Raw genomic sequence first — 19,932 nt, forward strand, 5'->3', positions numbered from 1 at the left:
GTACTCCTCGGTGGTCAGGAGGCCGCGGTGCGGCCCGCCGGTCTTTCGCTGGCCCTGGCCGCGGGGGACATGGCCAGATACTCGACGGCCTTGCTCAGCGACCCCTCCTGTGACGGATGGTACGACCGGCGCAGGTACCTGGGCATCGCCCCGTTGAGCGCGGCCCAGGACGGCAGCAGGCCGCGGCGGGCGGCGGCGCGGTGGTTCCTGAACAGGTACTTGCCCTTGACCAGCCCCGGGTCGTGCCGCATCAGGTAGCGGGCCCCGACCACCCACAGATAGAACAGCGTCGGCCACGCGAACGCCATGCCCTCCGCGCGCCGCAGATACCGCCCCGCGCCGCCCCCGCCGACGTGCTGGTACATGTCGAACGCGACCGCCCGGTGCTCGACCTCCTCCGCGCCGTGCCAGCGCAGCAGGTCCAGCATCACCTCGTCGGTGTCCACCTCGTCCAGCGCGTCGGCGTCCAGGATCCAGTCGCCGAGGACGGCGGTGAAGTGCTCGATCGCCGCGATCAGCGACAGCCGGAACCGCAGCCACTCGCGCCGGGTGACCGGCGCGCCCCACGGCGGCTTCTCGCCGAGCAGCACGTCGAACATCCACTCCACGTGCTTGGTGTAGCCGCTGGTGTCGAGATTCTGCTCGGCCAGGTGCTCCAGTACATACGCGTGCTGCACGCTGTGGGTGGCCTCCTGGCCCATGAACCCCTTGACGTCCTTGAGCAGTTGCTCGTCGCTGACGTAGGGGAGCGCCTCCTTGAACACCTTCACGAACCACCGCTCCCCCGCGGGCAGCAGCAGATGCAGCACATTGATGACGTGCGTCGCGGTCGGCTCGCCCGGAATCCAGTGCAGAGGGGTCTGCTTCCAGTCGAACGTGACCCGGCGCGGCTTGATCGCGTAACTCATGGCGGTGCGTCCTCCTTCGGAGAAGATCGGCGGTGTCGGCGTGGGGATCGGTGTCGGTGTCGAGGCCGGTGTGGGGATCGGTGTGGGGATCAGTGCTGCCGGCCCGGTGCCGGTGGTGAGCCGGCGGCGGGGCTACAGCGGCGGGTCCACGCGGGCCAGCGCCCGCAGCGTCTTGGGGGAGAGCCGGGACAGCAGCCGCGCCCCGCGGGCCTCCGGCGTGACCGGGACGACCGCGGAGTCGCGCTCCACCGCCCGGACGATCGCGCGGGCGACCTTCTCCGGCGGGTAGTTGCGCAGCCCGTAGAGCCGGGCGGACCGCGCCCTGCGCCGCTCCTGCTCCTCCTCGCCGACCCCCGCGAACCGCGCGCTGCGGGTGATGGGCGTGTTGACCAGCCCCGGGCAGATCGCGCTCACCCCGATGCCGTGCGGCGCCAACTCCGCCCGCAGGCACTCGCTGAGCATCAGCACCGCCGCCTTCGACGTGCTGTACGCGGGCAGGGAGCGGGACGGCTGGAAGGCGGCGGCCGACGCGGTGTTGACGATGTGACCGCCCTGGCCGCGCTCCACCATCTGCCGGCCGAACAGGCGGCAGCCGTGGATGACGCCCCACAGATTGACGTCGAGCACCTGCTTCCAGTCCTCGGGGGTGGTGTCGAGGAAGGCCCCCGCCAGACCGATCCCCGCGTTGTTCACCACCACGTCGGGGACGCCGTGGAGGCCGGCCGTGCGCTCGGCCAGTTCCTCCATCGCCTCGGCGTCCGACACGTCGACGGTCTCGGGCCACGCGTCGGGCGCACCGATCAGCCGGGCCAACTCGGCGGTCCTCGCGGCGCCTTCCGCGTCCCGGTCCACCGCGACGATCCGGGCACCCGCCTCCGCGAAGGCGAAGGCGGTGGCCCGGCCGATGCCGCTGGCCGCGCCGGTGACCAGCACCAGTTGGCCGCCGAACCGCTCCTTGGCGCCGGTCTCCGCCTTCCCGAGCACCGTCCCGCCCGCCCCGGCGACGGTCGAGGTCGCGGCCGGGACGGCGGGGCCGCCGTACTCGTGCGCTGTGACGAACTCGCCGATCCAGCGCGACAGTTGCTCGGGCCGGGAGCGCGGTACCCAGTGCTTGGCGGCCACGGTGCGCCGGGTCAGCCGGGGCACCCACTGCTCCAGGTCGTCGTAGAGCCGCTGCGACAGGAAGGCGTCGCCGGTCGGCGTGATGAGCTGCACGGGGACATGGGCGTACGCGTCGGTGCGCGGACTGCCCAGCCTGCGGCGGACGTTGTCCCGGTACAGCCAGGCGCCGTGCGCCGCGTCCTCGGGGAGCGAGGCGGTCGGGTAGCCGTCGGACGGCAGCTTCTCGGCGCGGGAGAGCAGCTTGGGCCACTGCTTGCCGAGCGCTCCGCGCCAGGCCAGCTCCGGCAGCACCGGGGTGTGCAGCGCGTACACGTACCAGGACTTGGCCCCCTGGCCGACCACTTGGGCGACCCGGCGCGGGGTGGGGCGGCGCACCCGGCGCTTGATCCAGTGGCCGAAGTGGTCGAGCGACGGGCCCGAGATCGAGGTGAAGGAGGAGATCCGGCCCTCGGTCCCGCCGACCGTGACGAATTCCCAGCCCTGCACCGAACCCCAGTCGTGCCCGACCAGGTGCACCGGGCGGTCCGGGCTGACCGCGTCCGCCACCGCCAGGAAGTCCTCGGTGAGCCTCTCCAGCGTGAAGCCGCCCTTGAGCCGCGCCGGGGCGCTCGACCTGCCGTGCCCGCGCACGTCGTAGAGCACCACGTGGAAGCGGTCGGCGAGCAGCCCGGCCACCTGCGACCACACCTCTTTGCTGTCCGGGTAGCCGTGCACCAGCACCACCGTCGGCAGCGCCGCGTCCCCGTACTCGGCGACGCACAGCCGTACGCCGCCGCCCCCGGTCACGAACCGCTCCCGCGCCGCCGCGTCGGCCGCCCCGTTCCGCACCTCCCCGTCCCGTACCGCTTCGCCCGGGCTCTCGCCGCCGCCCTCGCCCGGACCCGCGCCCTCGTCCCGGTCGTCCCGCTCTTCCCACTGGTCCCGCGTCATGCCGCCACCCCCGTCCCAGTCCCCGTCCCCGAACCCGATTCCGTGCCCGTCCCCATCCGTGACCTCGACATCGATTCCGTCCTCGTGTCCGCGTCCGTCTCCCGCCAGCGCCTGACGTGCGGCAGGTCGTCGTCCAGCCAGTAGGCGCCGGTCTCCGTGACCACGAGGATCTCCTCGAACTTCGCGCCGGTGCCGCGGAATCCGACATGTGGCTCCACCGCCCACAGACCGGGGTATGGGGGGTGGTCGGACATGCGGTGCGGACTCCACAGCGGTGACCAGCCCTCGCGGTGTCCGTGCAGCGCGTCGGAGGCCAGCCCTTTCAGGCTCCGCGTGCCGAATCCGGCGATCCGCGGCGACCAGCGGCGCTCGCGCACCCGGTCGACCTTGTGGGCGATCACGCCGAAGGGATACGCGCGATGCCGGTTGGCGTACCCCTGCCTGACCATCAGCCGGTCGACGTCCTGGTAGACGGTGCGCAGCGGGCGCCGCTCGCGCACCCCGCGCAGGATCAGCTCGCGGTGCTCGCGCAGATCCGCCATCAGCCGTTCCTGCACCGGATTGGGGCCGAGCGAACCGGAGTAGCCGACGTCGGCGGTGCAGCCCGCGTATACAGGGGCCAGGTCGAGGATGAACGGCATGCCGGGTTCGAGCCGCCGCCCGGTCGGGAAGAACTGGAGCGGCACCTTGAAGCCGGTGAAGGCCGTACGGTCGCCGAACCATGCGAAGGGCAGATGGAACCAGTCGCGGACCCCGCGCTCCCGCGCCCACACCCGCATCGCGTGCGCCGCGTCCCGCTCGGTCATCCCCGGCCGCAGCTCCGCCGCGACCGCCTCCGCGCACGCGTACGCCAGCCGCTGCACCTCACGGAACCCGTCGAGCCCGTCGACCTCACGGAACCCGTCGTGTCCACCGACCCCGTCGCGTCGACCGCGCGCGTCACACCCGTCGCGCCCGCCGTCCCACCCCTCGCCCATGGCCGCTCACCCCAGACCCCGCGCCGACATTCGAAAGCTGACAGCAATCAATGTGACATCGGCTCGTGGCAAGGTCAAGAGCCCCGCGACCCCCTGTGGATAACTCCCCGAAACCCCCCGACCCCTACGGGTGGTCAGCCCGCAGGAGTACCCCGATCGCGGCGGATCCGATCCTCGGGACGGACGCGGGACTGTCTCGCCCGCCACTACGGTCGGACACGTGACTGTGATCGCTACCGAAAGCCTGAGCAAGCGGTACCCGAGGGTGACCGCTCTTGACCGGCTGACCGTCGACATCACCCCCGGTGTGACCGGGCTGGTGGGTGCCAACGGCGCCGGGAAATCGACCCTGATCAAGATCCTGCTGGGACTGTCCCCGGCGACCGAGGGTCGTGCCGCCGTGCTCGGACTCGACGTGGCCACCAACGGCGCCGAGATCCGCGGCCTCGTCGGCTACATGCCCGAGCACGACTGCCTGCCGCCCGACGTCTCGGCGACCGAATTCGTCGTCCACATGGCCCGGATGTCGGGGCTGCCGCCGACCGCCGCGCGTGAGCGGACCGCCGACACGCTGCGCCACGTCGGCCTCTACGAGGAGCGGTACCGCCCGATGGGCGGCTACTCGACGGGTATGAAGCAGCGCGTCAAGCTCGCGCAGGCGCTGGTCCACGACCCGCAGCTCGTCCTGCTCGACGAGCCGACCAACGGCCTCGACCCGGCGGGCCGCGACGAGATGCTGGGCCTGATCCGCCGCGTGCACACCGACTTCGGCATCTCGGTGCTGGTCACCTCGCACCTGCTCGGCGAGCTGGAGCGCACCAGCGACCACATCGTCGTCATCGACGGCGGCACACTGCTGCGCGCCTCCTCCACCAGCGACTTCACGCAGGCCACGGCGTCGCTCGCGGTCGAGGTCACCGACCGTGAGAAGGAGCTGCTGGCCGCGCTGACCGGCGCCGGGCTCACCGCCCAGACCAAGGGTCACCTGCTGCACGTCGACATAGCGGACGACGCGACGTACGACACCGTCCGCGACGCCGTCGCCGCTCTCGGGGTCGGCCTGGTGCGCATGGAGCAGCGCCGCCACCGCATCGCCGAGCTGTTCACGGACGACGAGGACCTGACGTACGACGACCCGGACGACCCCGACCGCCCGGACCCCGACCCCCCGCACGACCCCGGCACCCGGCCCGACAAGAGCACTTCGCACGACACGAGCACTTCGCACGACACGAGCACCCCGCCCGGCAAGAGCACCCCGAACACCCCGGACACCGCGACCCTGACCAAGGAAGGAGAAGGCCGTGACGCAGCCTGACACGGTGACGCCCGGCACGCCGAACCCCGGCCCCCCGGGCACCGGCACCGCCCCCGACGTCATCCACAACATCGGTTACCGCAAGTACACCGGCCCGCGCCTCGGCCGCGCCTACGCCCGGCGCTCCCTCTTCAGCCAGAGCCTGCGCGGCGCGTACGGCCTCGGCCGCAGCGCGAAGTCCAAGGTGCTGCCGATGATCCTGCTCGCCGCGATGTGCGCGCCCGCGCTGATCATGGTGGCGGTCGCGATCTTCACCAACATGACGAAGCTGCCGGTCGACTACACCCGTTACGCGGTGATCCTCCAGGCGGTCATCACCCTCTTCGTCGCCTCGCAGGCCCCGCAGTCGGTCTCCCGCGACCTGCGGTTCAAGACCACGCCGCTGTACTTCTCGCGGCCTATCGAGCGCGTCGACTACGTGGCCGCCAAATACGCGGCGCTCGCCACGGCGCTGTTCCTGCTGACCGCGCTGCCCCTGCTCATCCTCTACATCGGCGCGCTGCTGGCGAAGCTCAGCTTCGGCACCCAGACCGCCGGGTTCGCGAAGGGTCTGGTGTCCGTACTCCTGCTGTCGCTGCTCTTCGCGGGCATCGCGCTCGTCATCGCCGCGATCACCCCGCGCCGCGGCTTCGGCGTCGCCGCGATCATCGCGGTGTTCGTCATCACCTACGGCGCGGTCTCCAGCGTCCAGGGCGTCGCCTCCGTGCAGGAGAACTACGAGGTGATCGGCTGGCTCGGCCTCTTCTCGCCGATCACGCTGATCGACGGCTTCCAGACCTGGTTCCTCGGCGCGAGCTCGGCCTTCCCGCACGCCTCGGGACCGCCGGACGCGCTGGCCGGCATCGTCTACCTGCTGGCCGTCCTCACCATCATCACCGGCAGCTTCGGCCTCCTGATGCGCCGCTACCAGAAGGTCGGTCTCTCGTGACGACGATCAGCATCGACAACGTCTCGCGCTGGTTCGGCAACGTGGTGGCGGTCAACGACATCACCATGACGATCGGCCCCGGCGTCACCGGCCTGCTCGGCCCCAACGGCGCCGGAAAATCCACCCTCATCAACATGATGGCGGGCTTCCTGGCCCCCTCCACCGGCACCGTCACCCTCGACGGGACGCCCATCTGGCGCAATGAGCAGTCGTACCGCGAGATCGGCATCGTGCCCGAGCGCGAGGCGATGTACGACTTCCTCACCGCCCGCGAGTTCGTGGTCGCCAACGCGGAGCTGCACGGCCTGCCCGACCCGGACGCCGCCGCCCGGCGGGCGCTGGCCACGGTCGAGATGGAGTACGCCCAGGACCGGCAGATCGACACGTACAGCAAGGGCATGCGGCAGCGCGCCAAGATGGCGTCCGCGCTGGTCCACGACCCGTCGGTGCTGCTGCTCGACGAGCCGTTCAACGGCATGGACCCCCGGCAGCGGCTGCACCTGATGGAGCTGCTGCGGCGGATGGGCGCCGAGGGCAGGACCGTCCTGTTCTCCTCGCACATCCTGGAGGAGGTCGAGCAGCTCGCCCACCACATCGAGGTCGTGGTGGCGGGGCGCCACGCGGCCTCCGGCGACTTCCGCAAGATCCGCCGCCTGATGACCGACCGCCCGCACCGCTATCTCGTACGGTCGAGCGACGACCGGCTGCTCGCGTCCGTGCTGATCGCGCACGCGTCCACCGCCGCGATCGAGCTGGACTGGTCGGAGAAGGCGCTGCGCGTCCAGGCCATCGACTTCGCCGGATTCACCGAATTCCTGCCCCGGATCGCCCGCGACCACGGCATCCGGCTCTTCACCGTCTCGCCGTCCGACGAGTCCCTGGAGAGCGTCTTCTCCTACCTGGTCACGGCATAAGGAGCCGACACAGATGTCCGCCACTCAGACCCCCGCGCCGCCGAGCGGCAGGGCCGCGGCCCCCGCCCGCTCAGGGCCCGCCGTGTTCCACCCCACCGTGGCCCGGCTCACCTACCGCGCGCTGCTCGGCCGCCGCCGCGCCCTGCTGCTCTTCGCGCTGCCGATGCTGCTGCTGATCATCTCCGTCGCGGTCCGCGCGCTGACCGGCGCGGACGACTCCACCGCCAACGACATCCTCCAGGGCTTCGCGCTCAGCGCGATGGTCCCGCTGGTCGGCGTCATCGCCGGCACCGGTGCGATCGGCCCGGAGATCGACGACGGCGCGATCGTCTACCTGCTGGCCAAGCCGATCAGACGGTCCACGATCGTGTCCACCAAGCTCATCGTGGCGATAGGCGTGGTCGCCGCCTTCTCCGCCATCCCCACTCTGCTCGCCGGATTCATCCTCAACGGCAACGGGCAGAACGTCGCGGTCGCCTTCGGGGTCGCCGCCGCCGTCGCGTCCGTCGCCTACGCGGCGATCTTCCTGATGCTGGGCGTCCTCACCCGGCACGCGGTGATCGTCGGCCTGGTCTACGCCCTGGTCTGGGAGTCCGTCATCGGCAATGTGGTGCCGGGCGCCAGGACCCTCAGCGTCCAGCAGTGGTCGCTCGCGGTCGCGCAGAAGCTGGGCCACGGCGGCATCGTCAGCTCCGACGTCGGTCTGCCGACCGCGATCGTGCTGCTCGCGGTGGTCACCGTCGGCACCACCTGGTTCGCCGGACACAAGCTGCGCACCCTCAAGCTCGCGGGTGAGGAGTAGGGACCGGGGTACGTCACCCGCAGGGAAGGGACCGGGGCCGAGGCACCCGCAGGGAAGGGACCGGGGCCGAGGCACCGGCAGGGAAGGGACCGGGGCCGAGGCACCGGCAGGGAAAAGACCACCCGCGGGAACGGGAACACGGTGTGACGGCGGCGCAAGCTGTGAATGCGGTGTCAATGGAAGGGAGCGAGTCGCAGCCCGGCTGTGATCGGTGAAGACTGGTCGCGATGGCCCCGGCTCACGAGTCCTCCACCGCCGCCCGCGAGCGCCGCCGCGTCACCCCGCGTGACGCGCGGCGCTTCGCCGCGCAATGGATACGTGCCTCGCCCGGCACCCACATCTGGCTGCTGATCCTGATCATCACCAGCGGCATCGTCGCCGTCGTGTCGCCGCACGTCCGCTCGTATCTGCTGCACCACGTCAGCACCAACCTGGTCCAGCTGCGGCAGCACCCGCTGCGGGTGCTGTTCGCCAGTGCCCTGTGGATAGAGACGCCCTCGGGCCTCGTCCTCTACTTCTTCCTCTTCGAGCTGATCCACGCCCCGGCCGAACGCTGGCTCGGCACCTGGCGCTGGCTGGTCGTCGTCGCGACCGCGCACATCGGCGCGACGCTCGTCAGCGAGAAGGCCGTCATGTTCGGCATCAGGGACCAGCGGCTGCCGCGCTCCCTCGCGCACACCGTGGACATCGGGGTCAGCTACGGCCTCGCGGGCATCGTCGGCGTCCTCACGTATCTGGTGCCGCGCCCCTGGCGCTGGGGATATCTCCTCGGCGTGCTGGGCTTCTTCGGCTATCCGCTGCTCGGCGACGCGACCTACACCGACCTCGGCCACTTCACGGCCGCGCTGATCGGCCTGAGCTGTTACGCGATCACGCCGCCGGGGCGCGCCCGCGAGAAGACCGCCTGAGCGCCGTGCCCCCGCCGCGACCCCGCCCCGACACGCCCCGACCCGGCCTCCGGCACACCCGGCCGGGCCGTTCAGAACGGCCCGAAGAGCCGTTCCAGCACCACCGCGATGCCGTCCTCGTCGTTCGACAGCGTCACCTCGTCGGCGACCCGCCGCAGCTCCGGATGGGCGTTGGCCATCGCCACGCCGTACCCCGCCCAGGCGAACATCGGCAGGTCGTTGGGCATGTCACCGAAGGCGATCGTCTCGGCGGCCGTCACGCCGAGCCGCCGCGCGGCCAGCGAGAGCCCGGTCGCCTTGGTGAGGCCGAGCGGCAGCAGCTCCACGATCCCTTCGCCCGCCATCGTCACGCCCACCAGGTCACCGGCCACCTCGCGGGCGGCCCGCGCCAGACCGTCGTCCCCCAGCTCCGGGTGCTGTATGTACAGCTTGTTGATGGGCGCGGACCACAGCTCGGCCGGGTCCGACATGAGGATGACCGGCAGCTCGGGGTTGTACCGGTACCCCTCGCCGATCAGGACGTCGCCGGCCAGGCCGTCGCGGCTGGCCGCGAGGAACAGCGGGCCCACCTCGGCCTCGATCTTGGCCAGCGCGAGCCCGGCGAGTTGCCGGTCGAGGGTGACCGAGGTCAGCAGCCGGTGCGCGCCCGCGTCGTAGAGCTGCGCGCCCTGGCCGCAGACCGCCAGGCCCTCGTACCCGAGGTCGTCCAGTACGTGCCGGGTCCACGGCACCGAGCGGCCGGTGACGATGATGTGCACCGCGCCCGCCGCCACCGTCGCGGCGAGCGCGTCCCTCGTCACCCGCGAGACGGTGTTGTCGCCGCGCAGCAGCGTCCCGTCCAGGTCGGTGGCGACCATCCGGTACGGAAGCCGCGCCGCGTCGGTCGCGTCGGCGGCCGGAGCCCTGTGCGCGGCCCTGTCCATGGCTCTGTCCGCGGCTCCGGTGACCGTTCCGGCGCCGGTCACGGCTTCGGCTCTGTCCGCGGCCCCCGCACCCGGTCCCGTACCGGCGAGGGCCCCGGCCTCCGACTCGCTCACTTGGCGCTGGACGTGACGGGCTCCAGCAGCTCCCGGCCGCCCAGGTACGGCCGCAGCACTTCCGGCACCCGTACGGAACCGTCCGCGAGCTGGTGGTTCTCCAGGATCGCCACGATCGTCCGCGGCACCGCGCACAGCGTGCCGTTCAGCGTGGCCAGCGGCCGGGTGCCCTTCTCGTCACGCAGCCGGATCGACAGGCGGCGGGACTGGTACTCGGTCGTGTTCGACGTCGAGGTCAGCTCGCGGTACTTGCCCTGCGTCGGGATCCACGCCTCGCAGTCGAACTTCCGCGACGCCGAGGAGCCCAGGTCGCCCGAGGCCAGCTCGATCACCTGGAACGGCAGCTCGAGCGCGGACAGCCACTGCTTCTCCCAGGCCAGCAGCCGCTGGTGCTCGGCCTCCGCGTCCTCCGGCGTGGTGTAGACGAACATCTCCACCTTGTCGAACTGGTGGACGCGGATGATGCCGCGGGTGTCCTTGCCGTACGAGCCCGCCTCGCGCCGGTAGCAGGGCGAGAAACCGGCGTAGCGCAGCGGCAGCTTGCCCGCGTCGATGATCTCGTCCATGTGGTACGCGGCGAGCGGGACCTCGGAGGTGCCGACCAGGTACAGGTCGTCCTTCTCCAGGTAGTAGACGTCGTCCTCGACCTGGCCGAGGTAGCCGGTGCCCGCCATCGCGGACGGCTTGACCAGGGTCGGGGTCAGGACGGGCGTGAAGCCGGCGGCGGTGGCCTGCGCGACGGCCGCGTTGACCAGGGCCAGTTCGAGCAGGGCGCCGACACCGGTCAGGTAGTAGAAGCGCGAGCCGGACACCTTGGCGCCGCGGTCGACGTCGATGGCGCCGAGCAGTTCGCCCAGCTCCAGGTGGTCCTTGGGGGTGAAGCCCTCGGCGGCGAAGTCGCGCGGCGCGCCGTGCTGTTCGAGGACGACGAAGTCCTCCTCGCCGCCGATCGGCGCGTCCGGGTGGACGAGGTTGCCGAGCTGGAGCAGGAGCCGCTGGGCCTCTTCCGCCGCCTCGTGCTGTTCGGCGTCGGCGGCCTTGACGGCGGCCGACAGCTCGCCGGTCCGCTTGAGCAGCTCGGCCTTCTCCTCGCCCTGCGCCTTCGGGATCAGCTTGCCGAGCTGCTTCTGCTCGGCGCGCAGCTCGTCGAAGCGGGTACTGGACGACCTGCGCCGCTCGTCGGCGGAGAGGAGGGAGTCGACGAGCGCGACGTCCTCTCCACGGGCGCGCTGCGAGGCGCGCACACGGTCGGGGTCCTCACGAAGCAGACGAAGGTCAATCACGCGACCAGGTTACCGGGGAGCGGGCATCGGCCGCGACAACTTACGGACTTTATGGTGTGCTTTGTCCGCTTCGGGGGTAAAGCGAGGAAATTCCGTAAAGGGGAGAAAGGGGGGACGGTCAACCAAATTCGCCGCGTCCCTCCCCCGGGTCATCGCGCCTGTGGAGAACCGGAGTTGATCATCGCCGCCGGGGCTCCGGCGGGGCCTTCCAGGGCCTCCCGGGGGTCGTCCGGCCGAAAGTTATCCACAGGCTGCTGGGGATTTCCATTCTTTGTCCACAGGGTGTGGGGAAGATCTGTGGAGAAGGAGGGAGATCTTTCGACCGGGCTCGATGCTCGGCTATGGATTCCCCCTTCAAACCCGTTCCACACTCACTTTCGAGTGAGAAGTGTTCCCTCGGGAGAGTTGGTCGGGGGAATTGGGGTGACGAGGGGTGACCTGCCCCGCTGTGGACAGCGATGGTGTCTGTGTACAGATTTGTCGACTAGGTCGGGTTGCTGTGTCGACATGTCCCCAGTTACCCACAGGCTGCGCTCGAAGCCTGTGGATAACTTTTCCCCACGGTGGAAGAACACGCCCTGCCCGGTTCAGACCTGCCCGGTTCAGACCTGCCCGGTTCAGGCCCGCCCGCCTCAGGGCCGCCCGTCCAGCACCCGCCTCAGGCCCGCCCGTCCAGCGCCCGGTTCAGCCAGTCCGCCGCGTCCGTGAACTCCGAGTCCGTCGTTCCCCGCGCCACCCGCACCTCGACCTCGTCGGCCCGGGGGTACGAACCGAGGAAGCGGACGTTCAGGCAGCGGCGGCGCAGCCCCATCAGCGTCTCGCCGACCCGGCGGTCCGTGAGGTGACCCTCGGCGTCCACCGAGAAGCAGTACTGACCGAGGCCGCGACCGGTCGGCCGGGACTCGATCCGCATCAGGTTCACCCCGCGGATCGCGAACTCCTGGAGGAGTTCGAGCAGCGCGCCGGGGTGGTCGTCGCGCAGCCAGAACACCGCCGACGTCTTGTCCGCGCCGGTCGGCGCCGCCAGCCGCGCCGGACGCCCGACGAGCACGAAGCGCGTCGTCGCGTTCTGCGCGTCGCGGATGTCGGTGGCCAGCGGTTCGAGACCGTACGTCGGCGCCGCGAACTCGCCCGCGAAGGCGCCGTCGAAGCGGCCCTCCTGCACCAGCCGCGCGCCGTCCGCGTTCGACGCGGCCGACTCCCACACCGCGTCGGGCAGATTGCCCGACAGCCAGTTGCGCACCTGAGACTGCGCGGCCGGGTGCCCGGTCACCGTCTTCACGTCGGACAGCGCGGTGCCCGGCCTGACCAGCAGCGCGAAGGCGATCGGCAGCAGCACCTCGCGGTAGATCATCAGCGGGTCGCCGAACGCCAGCTCGTCGAGCGTGGCGGTGATGCCGCCCTCGACGGAGTTCTCGATCGGGACCAGCGCACCGCCCGCCTCGCCGTTGCGCACCGCGTCGAGCGCCGCGGGCACCGACACCATCGGTACCAGCTCGCGCGTGGCGGCCTCGGGCAGCAGCCGCAGCGCGGCCTCGGTGAACGTGCCTTCGGGACCCAGATAGGTATAACGGCTCGCTGGCGACATGCGTTCAGCCTAATGGCCCGCACCGACCCGGAATGCCGGTCTGTTCATCAGCCCGGAACACCGCCACCAGATCGTGCGATCACCCTTCGAGCAGCCGCTGACCCACGTATTCTCCGGGCCCGCAGCCGCCCGGCACCGCGAAGAGTCCGCTCGCCTCGTGCCGCAGGAAGCGCGAGAGGCCGTCGCCGCCGTCCAGCTTGCGCTGCACCGGCACGAAACCCTTGAGCGGATCGGCCTGCCAGGCCACGAAGAGCAGCCCGGCGTCCGGAGTCCCGTCCGTCCCGATGCCGTCGTGGTACGAGAACGCCCGCCGAAGCATGGCGGCGCCGCCGTTGGAGGCCGGGGCCGCGACCCGGACGTGCGCGTCGCCCGCGATGGCCAGGGCGCCGTCCGCGCCGACCTTCGCCAGGTCGACCGGTGTGGTCTCGGTGCCGCCCGACAGCGGCGCCCCGTCCGACTTGCGGCGCCCGATCACCTTCTCCTGCCGGGCCACCGACAGATGGTCCCAGGAGTCCAGCAGCATCCGGATGCGGCGGACGACGGCGTACGAACCGCCCGCCATCCAGGCCGGGGAGCCGGAGTCGGCGGAGCCGCCCGCCGGTACGAAGATCCGCTGATCGAAATCGGCGTCGGTCGGCTTCGGATTGTTGGTCCCGTCGATCTGGCCCATCAGATTGCGCCCGGTCATCGGGTGCGCGGTCGCGCCCGGCGTCCGGTTGAACCCGTTCATCTGCCAGCGCACCCCGGCGGTGTCCCGCGCCGCCTTCTGGAGCACGCGCAGCGCGTGGAAGGCGACCAACGCGTCGTCCGCGCCGATCTGCACCCACAGATCGCCGTTGCTCCGCTTCGGGTCGAGGGCGTCGCCCGCGAAGTCCGGCAGCGGCGCCAGCGCCCCGGGCAACCGCCCGGTCAGCCCCGTACGGCCGAAGAAGCTCCGGCCGAAACCGAAGGTGACCGTCAGCGAGGACGGCCCGGCGTCGTACGCGATCTGATCGTCGTACGACGAGGGCAGCGCGTCCCGGCCCCCAGGCGAGGTGCCGCTCCGCGTCCCCGACTGTGTTCCGGGTCGCGTCATCGTCGTTCCCGGTCGCGTCATCGTCCGTACCGCGTCCGACCAGCGGCGCAGCAGCGCGGCGGCGGCCTTGCGGTCCGCGCCCGGTACCAGGTCGAAGGCGACGAGGTGGCCGACGGCCTGCGCGGGCCCGACTATTCCGGCCTGCCGCGCGCCCTCGAAGGGGACGTACGCGGAACCGACCGTGCTCAGCGCGACCGGCTCGTCCCGCGCGGCCCGCGCGACGCCCGCACCGGCACCGCCGCCGACGACCAGTCCGGCCGCGCCCGCGGCCCCGGCCGTACCGAGCAGCCGCCGCCTGCTGAGCCCGGCGGGGGCCGCGTCCTCGGTCCGCACGGACTCCGCGGGCTTCACGTCTTCCGCCGAATCGGATGACTTCACGGGTTGACCTGCATGTTCCTCGTCTCCGTCACTTCGTCGATGTCCGAGGTGCGGACGGTGACGGCCACCTGCCAGGCGCCCGGCAGCGGCAGTTGGACGCCCGCCGCGGTCCAGTGGCCCACCGTCAGGTGCTGCAAGGGGACGTCGATGGGGCCGATCTTCTTGGCCGGCAGCGTGAACTGGAGGCGCACCTCCGGCACGTCCACCGAGCTTCCGGCGGGCGTGCTGAGGAAGAGGTGGACCTCGTTGGCGCCCGACCGGGCGGGGGAGACCGTCAGGCCCGCCGTGCCCTTGCCGTGGGGACCGCCGGTGTCGTACGGGATGGACAGGACGACCTCGGTCGGGGCCGTCGCGTTCCCGCCGCCGGTCGCCGCGGGCGGCGCCTTGAGGTCCTTCTGCTCCTCCGCGGCCCGGCCCGGCTGCGAGCCGGTCAGCATCGTGGTGACGGTCAGCAGGACGACGGCGATGCCGACCTCTATCAGGACCGAACGCCGGAGCCGGTTGCGCGCGGGATCCGCGTCGCGCACCTTCTTCGCCTTCGCCGAGTCCCGCGCGTCCTGCTGCCGCCGCAACTGCGCGGCCCGCGCCGGGTCCTCGGAGCCGGACCCCGTACCCGCCACGGCGGAATCCGAACCCGAACCCGAACCCGAACCCGAACCCGAACCCGAACCCGTACCGGAGCCCTTGCCCCTGGCGGAACCCGTACCGGACCCGGTACCGGACCCCGTACCCGACGCCGTACCGGCGGACGCGGCGGCCGGAGCCCCCACCGCGGACGCCACCGCCTCCGTCCGCGCCACCGGCGTCACCCCCAGCTCCCGCGTCCAGCGCCGCGAGAACCAGGCCACGCCGACCAGCGCGCACACCAGCCAGATCTTGATGAAGAGCAGCTGCCCGTAGTGGGTGTCGAAGAAGGCCGCCCAACTGCCCATCTGCCGCCACGCCTGGTACGTGCCGGTGCCGATCAGGGTCGTCACGGCGGTGAGCGCGATGAGGGAGAAGCGGCGCACGGCGTACGGCTCGACCGTACCGGCGGTGGAGCGGGCGAACAGCGCGGTCAGCAGGGTGATGAGCCCGCCCAGCCAGACCGCCATGGACAGCAGGTGGACGATGTCGACCGGCATCGCGACCTGCCGCTGGATGCCGACGGAGGCGTGCTCGGCCATCGCCCAGGTGGCGGCGATGCCGATCGCGACGACCGTGCCGCCGATGCCCAGACCCCAGGCCAGGTCGGCGCGTTCCTCCGGGTCCTCGCGCTTGGCGTAGCTGCCGAAGAGCACGGCGAGGAAGACGGCCGCCGCCGCGAGCAGCAGCAGCCGGGAGACGAGCGCCGCGCCCGGCCGGGTCTCCAGCACCGCGCGCATCACATCGGGGTCGACCGCGTCGCCGAGCCCGGTGCCGTTGGCGTACGGGCCGCGCAGCATCAGCAGCGCGATGGTGGCCGCGACCAGCGTCGCCCAGCCGCCCGCCGCGATCCGCCGCATGGGACGCAGCAGGGCGCCGCGCGGCCAGCACACGGACAGGAACACCGCGCTCCCGACCAGCAGCGCGAAACCGGCGTAGGCGAAGTAGCGGGCGATCCCGTAGAGCGTGGACGCCGCGCCGCCGCCCGCCGCCGCCGCGCCCGACAGGTCGACGCTGGTCTTGGAGGCCGCGCCGACCGAGAAGGTGAACGCCCCGGCCACCGGGTGGCTGTCCTGCGACACCGCCTTCCACGCCACGGTGTACGTGCCGTTGCCGATGCCCGGCCGCAGCCCGACGGTGGCCGTGGACCCGGAGTCCTTGCCGCTGTCGTGCTGCGGCCTGCCGACCGCCACGTCCTTGCCCTGCGGGTCGAGCACGCGCAGCGAGTCCGCCGACAGCAGCACGCCCTCCGAGAAGGTGAGCACCACGCGCTGCGGCGCGCTCTGCACGACCGAGCCGTCGGCCGGGTCGGTACGGAGCAGCGCCGCGTGCGCGGACGCGGGCGCAGCGACGCCGAGCAGCAGCGCGAGCAGCCCGCCGAGGCAGGCCGCGAGCGCCGCCAGCCGCCGCCCGCCGGTCTGGCGACGTGGTGGCCTCAAACGTGGCAACCGGGCGTTCTTCTTCGCTGCGGGCGCTGTGCGCGCTGGCGTCGCTGGGTTCACTGCGGTCAGCCCTTCGGGTCCGGGCGGTACGTCGTCGCCTCGACGGGCACGGTGACCGTGACCGTGGCGGGCGTGGCGTGGGCGAAGTGGAGTCGCAGGGTGACTGTTTCACCGACCCGCGGCTTGTGGGTGAGGTTCTCCAGCATCATGTGGTCGCCCCCGGTGCCGAGGGTGAGGGTGCCGCCCGCCGGTACGGTCAGGGCCGTCACCTGGCGCATGGTGGTGCCGGTCGTGCTGTGCAGGGTGACGTGCGCGGCCAGCGGTGTGCTGACCGAGGTGAGTTCGGCGTCCCCGCCCCCGGCGTTGGCGACGGTGACGTACGCGGCGGCCTCGTCGGTCAGCAGCGGCTGCGGTATGTACCCGCCGCTCACCGACACTTTGCCGGACCCGCTGCCCGACCCTTTGCCGGACGCGCTGCCGGACGCCTTGTCGGACCCGGCGCCGGACCCGGACGATCCGTCGCTCAGCGCGACGCCCGCGCCGGTCGCCAGCGCCACCGCCGCGACACCGGCGACGGCGCCCAGCAGCGCGCGCCGCCTCACGGCGCCTCGCTCCTGACGATCTTCGGCAGGTCGGCCGCGAACTGCCCGGCCGTCGTCCCCGACATGTAGAGGACGTGCGCCTTGTCGTCCTTGGGCCAGAAGGCCAGCACCTCGGCGCCGTGCGTGACGGTGACGCTGCCGTCCTTCTCCTTGACCGGCGGGTCGATGCCGACGCCGACCGAGCGGGCCGCGGCCTGGATGGCGTCGAACTTACCGGTCAGTCCGATGAAGGACTTGTCCATCGCGCCGAGCCACGCCGTCAGCCGCGCAGGGGTGTCGCGCTCCGGGTCGGTGCTGACGAAGACGACCCGCAGCGCGTCCTGGTCGGCCTTCGGCAGCTTCGCCTTGGCCAGCGCGAGGTCGCTCATGGTCGTCGGGCAGACGTCGGGGCAGTGTGTGTAGCCGAAGAAGAGCAGCATCGGGTGGCCCGCGGTCTCCTTCACCAGGTCGTACGGCTTGCCCTGGTTGTCGGTCAGCACGAGCGCGGGCTTCGTGAACGGCGTGTCGAGCAGCGTGCCCGCCTTCTGCGGCGCTTCGGCGGACACCGCCGCCACATTGGCGTTCGCCGACGAGTCGCCGGAGCCGCCGCAGCCGGACAGCAGCAGCGCCCCCGCGACGGCGAGCGCGGCGGCCCCGGTCACGGCGCTGGTACGGGCACGGGTGCGGGTGCGCGTACGGGTCGTGCCGGACGTGCCGGTCGTGCGCGGGGAAGCGGTCGTGCGGGTGGAGCGGGTGGTGCGCATGAAGGTGATGCCCCTTCAGTGGACGGGTGGTGCCGGGCGGCCACGGCTCGCGTGGCCGCCCAGCGGGCTGTTCGGGTCGAACGGGACCGCGAGCGGTCCGGTGGATCCGGTGGAGCAGGTGCTTCAGGTGCTACAGGTGAATCCGGCGATCCGGCCGACACCGGTCGAGCGAGGACCGGCGCCGGCCGTCAGCCGGACCAGCCGTCGGTCGGACCAGCCGTCGGTCGGACCAGCCGTCGGCCGGAGCCGTCGGCCGGACCGGCCGTCAGGCGTCCGGCGTCAGGCCGACGGGTTGCGGCGGCGACCGGCGAAGACGCCGTAGCCGATCCCGATCGCGCCGACCACGATTCCGGCGACGCCCAGCGCACGGGCGGTCCCGTCGCTCGTGTCGGACGAGGCCGCCTGCGTACCGGCGGACGAGCCGCCGGACTTGGCGTCGGCGGCCGGGGTCGCCGTCACGCTCGGCGTGGCCGATGAGCCGTCGGAGGCCGCCGCCGCCGTCAGCTTCAGGGTCGGCGCCGGGTGCTGCGGCTCGGCCTGGCCCTCCTTCGGCACGTCGATCCAGCGCACGATGTCACCGTTGTCGTACGTCTGGAGCGTCTTGAAGACCAGCGCGTCGGTGGTGGCGGGCAGCGGCCCGAACGACACGGGGAACTGCTGGAACTGGCCCGGCGCGATCTTCCCGCCGCTCCAGGTGATCTTCGTGACCGCCTCGTCGATGGTGCCGTCGTCCGACTTCAGCGGGGTCGCCAGCTTCGACTTCGTCACCTGCGCCGTCCAGCCGGGCACCGGCTGGATCGAGACCGAGGCGACCGGGTGGTCGGTGGGCAGATTGACCTCGACCTTCGTCGTGGACGCGCTGTCCTCCTCGTTCGGCACCTTGAAGGCGACCGTGCTGTAACTGCCCTGGGCCGCGCTGTTCGGCGTCACCGTGACATGCGCGAAGGCGGGCACGGCGGCCAGCAGAACGGTGGCACCGGCGAGGGCGGCGATGGTCGCGGCACGGCCGCGCATACGTGAGCTGCTCATTACGAGGGTGCTCCAGTTCTCCACAGGTCTGTGGGAAGTGGGCTGACGGTGGCATGGAACCGCGGACCACGGCGCGTCAGGCGCCCGCGGTCGGCGGAGGCGTGGGCGGACCCGCGCGCCACCGTCGCCGTGCTCCCTGGAAGGCGGCGTAAGTCCTATGGACCTATGCCGTATAAGTCCTATGGACCTACGTAGGACCGATGGGCTCATCAGCCCAGTGAGGGCCTCTCAGGTCCGCAAGGACCTGCGAGTCCCCGGGGGCCTACGCCAAGGGGGAGTCAGCGGGGGTGCGTCGCGTCAGACCGCCGCGAGGCCGAACGGCGGCCCGCGCCTGGCCAGCGAGTGCCGCAGCAGCCACACCGTGCGGTGCCTGGCCGCCGTCGCGTCCGCCGTGCAGCGCCGCCGCGGCCGTACGCCCGCGGTCCCGGCCGCCTGCGCCGCGAGCGCGGACAGCAGCGCGTGGGCGCGGCGCAGTACGGCGGGCGAGAGCGCGGCCAACTCGGCGGCGCCGCGCACCGACAGCCGTATCAGCCGCCAGAGCGCCGCCTCGCCGCGCCGCAGCACCCAGCCCGCCACCACGGCGGCGAGCAGGTGGCCGAGGAACATCGGCAGGGAGCAGAAGGGCAGCGACATCACGGCGTGCGCGACGCTTCCCGTACCGCCCGCGGCCGTACCGCCGCTCATGTCCATGCCCGGGGTGTGCACGGGCGCGCCCATCGCGGACGGGTCGAGCCCCGCCTGCTGGACGACCCACTGCGCCTTCCGCGGGGTGAGCGGCGCCGCGGCCGTGCTCCCGCAGACCAGCCGGGCCGCGACGGCCAGCAGGCCGCCGGAGCCGGACCCCGCGCCGCCGCCGTGCCCGGCGGCCGTCGTACTCGCGCACATCTGCCCGGCGTTGAAGACGCTGTGCAGCGCGAGCTGTCCGACGGCGAGGGCGGCGGCGATGCCGGGCAGGGTGCGTTCGCGCCCCGCGAGCGGCGCCACGACCGCGAAGACCGAGAGCCAGCCGACGACCAGCGCCCACACCGGCACGGTGCGGCCGGACGCCATCGCGTGCCCGACCGCGGCCAGCACGACGCAGACCGCGGTGAACACCGCGGCCCGCAGCAGTCGCATTCCGGCGCCGGCGCGCACGGAGGGGACGGAGCCCCGCGTGGCAGTCATGACGGCGGTCATCTTCTCACCGCGCGCTCCGGGCGGATACGGCGGGTGTCCGGCTCGCGGGGGTGTGCGCGTGAAGTCCCCTTACACCCGTACGCCGGGCATGGGCATCCGCCGAATGAGCGATATCACGTCAACATCGCGCTTACGGGACGCTCTTCGC

Annotated in this window: 17 protein-coding genes; 5 read left to right on the forward strand and 12 right to left on the reverse strand. The window is 72.1% G+C overall.

Translation table 11 applies throughout. The features are described from left to right. Positions 1-14: 14 nt before the first annotated feature. The 3 genes from ACIQCJ_RS00695 to ACIQCJ_RS00705 form a co-directional block, all read right to left on the reverse strand. A complete protein-coding gene (locus ACIQCJ_RS00695) occupies positions 15-908 on the reverse strand; it encodes a metal-dependent hydrolase (protein WP_391042111.1) in 894 nt (297 codons plus the stop codon). 132 nt (positions 909-1,040) lie between these two features. Then, positions 1,041-2,960, reverse strand: a complete 1,920-nt coding sequence (locus tag ACIQCJ_RS00700; RefSeq protein ID WP_402710275.1) for an SDR family oxidoreductase — start codon at positions 2,958-2,960, stop codon at positions 1,041-1,043. Then, positions 2,957-3,937, reverse strand: coding sequence for a M24 family metallopeptidase (locus ACIQCJ_RS00705; RefSeq protein WP_402710276.1), 981 nt, complete (start codon positions 3,935-3,937; stop codon positions 2,957-2,959). The genes ACIQCJ_RS00700 and ACIQCJ_RS00705 overlap by 4 nt, the downstream gene beginning before the upstream one ends. A gap of 226 nt (positions 3,938-4,163) precedes the next feature. On the opposite strand from ACIQCJ_RS00705, the gene ACIQCJ_RS00710 reads away from it, so the two are divergent. From ACIQCJ_RS00710 to ACIQCJ_RS00730, 5 genes are all read left to right on the forward strand, one after another. Then, on the forward strand, positions 4,164-5,255 hold the full coding sequence (locus ACIQCJ_RS00710; RefSeq protein WP_402710832.1) for an ABC transporter ATP-binding protein: 1,092 nt from the start codon (positions 4,164-4,166) through the stop codon (positions 5,253-5,255). 4 nt (positions 5,256-5,259) lie between these two features. Next, positions 5,260-6,183, forward strand: a complete 924-nt coding sequence (locus ACIQCJ_RS00715) for an ABC-2 transporter permease (protein WP_355336761.1) — start codon at positions 5,260-5,262, stop codon at positions 6,181-6,183. Next, positions 6,180-7,097 carry an ATP-binding cassette domain-containing protein gene (locus ACIQCJ_RS00720; RefSeq protein WP_391042114.1) on the forward strand — a complete coding sequence of 306 codons (918 nt, stop codon included), beginning with the start codon at positions 6,180-6,182 and terminating at the stop codon, positions 7,095-7,097. Before ACIQCJ_RS00715 ends, ACIQCJ_RS00720 begins: the two co-directional genes overlap by 4 nt. 82 nt (positions 7,098-7,179) lie before the next feature. Then, positions 7,180-7,899, forward strand: a complete 720-nt coding sequence (locus ACIQCJ_RS00725; protein WP_355336760.1) for an ABC transporter permease subunit — start codon at positions 7,180-7,182, stop codon at positions 7,897-7,899. A gap of 227 nt (positions 7,900-8,126) precedes the next feature. After that, positions 8,127-8,807: a rhomboid-like protein gene (locus ACIQCJ_RS00730; RefSeq protein WP_355336601.1), complete on the forward strand. Its 681-nt coding sequence runs from the start codon at positions 8,127-8,129 to the stop codon at positions 8,805-8,807. A gap of 71 nt (positions 8,808-8,878) precedes the next feature. On the opposite strand, the gene ACIQCJ_RS00735 is transcribed toward ACIQCJ_RS00730, so the two are convergent. The 9 genes from ACIQCJ_RS00735 to ACIQCJ_RS00775 all read right to left on the reverse strand — a co-directional run bounded on the left by ACIQCJ_RS00735 (position 8,879) and on the right by ACIQCJ_RS00775 (position 19,772). Continuing rightward, positions 8,879-9,730, reverse strand: coding sequence for an HAD family hydrolase (locus tag ACIQCJ_RS00735; RefSeq protein ID WP_401305382.1), 852 nt, complete (start codon positions 9,728-9,730; stop codon positions 8,879-8,881). A 110-nt stretch (positions 9,731-9,840) separates the two neighbouring features. After that, positions 9,841-11,127, reverse strand: a complete 1,287-nt coding sequence (gene serS / locus ACIQCJ_RS00740; protein WP_355336600.1) for a serine--tRNA ligase — start codon at positions 11,125-11,127, stop codon at positions 9,841-9,843. Positions 11,128-11,785: 658 nt separating this feature from the next. After that, complete coding sequence (gene pheA, locus ACIQCJ_RS00745; protein WP_355336599.1) at positions 11,786-12,715, reverse strand: prephenate dehydratase; 930 nt, start codon at positions 12,713-12,715, stop codon at positions 11,786-11,788. Positions 12,716-12,794: 79 nt separating this feature from the next. After that, entirely contained in the window at positions 12,795-14,141 is a 1,347-nt protein-coding gene (efeB, locus tag ACIQCJ_RS00750; RefSeq protein ID WP_402710833.1) for an iron uptake transporter deferrochelatase/peroxidase subunit, read from the reverse strand. Between the two features lie 23 nt (positions 14,142-14,164). Then, the gene (locus ACIQCJ_RS00755) at positions 14,165-16,231 is read right to left on the reverse strand and encodes a copper resistance CopC/CopD family protein (protein WP_402710278.1); all 2,067 of its coding nucleotides are present in this window, start codon (positions 16,229-16,231) and stop codon (positions 14,165-14,167) included. Between the two features lie 68 nt (positions 16,232-16,299). After that, entirely contained in the window at positions 16,300-16,836 is a 537-nt protein-coding gene (locus tag ACIQCJ_RS00760) for a copper chaperone PCu(A)C (protein ID WP_401305377.1), read from the reverse strand. Next, positions 16,833-17,579, reverse strand: coding sequence for an SCO family protein (locus ACIQCJ_RS00765; protein ID WP_402710279.1), 747 nt, complete (start codon positions 17,577-17,579; stop codon positions 16,833-16,835). The genes ACIQCJ_RS00760 and ACIQCJ_RS00765 overlap by 4 nt, the downstream gene beginning before the upstream one ends. 279 nt (positions 17,580-17,858) lie before the next feature. After that, positions 17,859-18,608 (reverse strand): DUF1775 domain-containing protein, encoded by a 750-nt coding sequence (locus ACIQCJ_RS00770; protein ID WP_391042121.1) that lies wholly within the window; start codon positions 18,606-18,608, stop codon positions 17,859-17,861. Positions 18,609-18,905: 297 nt separating this feature from the next. Further along, positions 18,906-19,772, reverse strand: a complete 867-nt coding sequence (locus tag ACIQCJ_RS00775) for a hypothetical protein (protein ID WP_355336594.1) — start codon at positions 19,770-19,772, stop codon at positions 18,906-18,908. Positions 19,773-19,932 lie beyond the last annotated feature (160 nt).

The sequence above is a fragment of the Streptomyces sp. NPDC093221 genome (genome assembly GCF_044753885.1).
In the GTDB taxonomy this organism is placed as follows: domain Bacteria; phylum Actinomycetota; class Actinomycetes; order Streptomycetales; family Streptomycetaceae; genus Actinacidiphila.

Excerpts from the sequence above, each read along its gene's own strand:
- ACIQCJ_RS00765 (WP_402710279.1), bottom strand. The coding sequence starts at position 17,579 with ATGCGCACCACCCGCTCCACCCGCACGACCGCTTCCCCGCGCACGACC.
- pheA (WP_355336599.1), bottom strand. The coding sequence starts at position 12,715 with ATGTCGCCAGCGAGCCGTTATACCTATCTGGGTCCCGAAGGCACGTTC.
- ACIQCJ_RS00775 (WP_355336594.1), bottom strand. The coding sequence starts at position 19,772 with ATGACTGCCACGCGGGGCTCCGTCCCCTCCGTGCGCGCCGGCGCCGGA.
- ACIQCJ_RS00705 (WP_402710276.1), bottom strand. The coding sequence starts at position 3,937 with ATGGGCGAGGGGTGGGACGGCGGGCGCGACGGGTGTGACGCGCGCGGT.
- ACIQCJ_RS00700 (WP_402710275.1), bottom strand. The coding sequence starts at position 2,960 with ATGACGCGGGACCAGTGGGAAGAGCGGGACGACCGGGACGAGGGCGCG.
- ACIQCJ_RS00730 (WP_355336601.1), top strand. The coding sequence starts at position 8,127 with ATGGCCCCGGCTCACGAGTCCTCCACCGCCGCCCGCGAGCGCCGCCGC.
- ACIQCJ_RS00770 (WP_391042121.1), bottom strand. The coding sequence starts at position 18,608 with ATGAGCAGCTCACGTATGCGCGGCCGTGCCGCGACCATCGCCGCCCTC.
- ACIQCJ_RS00695 (WP_391042111.1), bottom strand. The coding sequence starts at position 908 with ATGAGTTACGCGATCAAGCCGCGCCGGGTCACGTTCGACTGGAAGCAG.
- ACIQCJ_RS00735 (WP_401305382.1), bottom strand. The coding sequence starts at position 9,730 with ATGGACAGGGCCGCGCACAGGGCTCCGGCCGCCGACGCGACCGACGCG.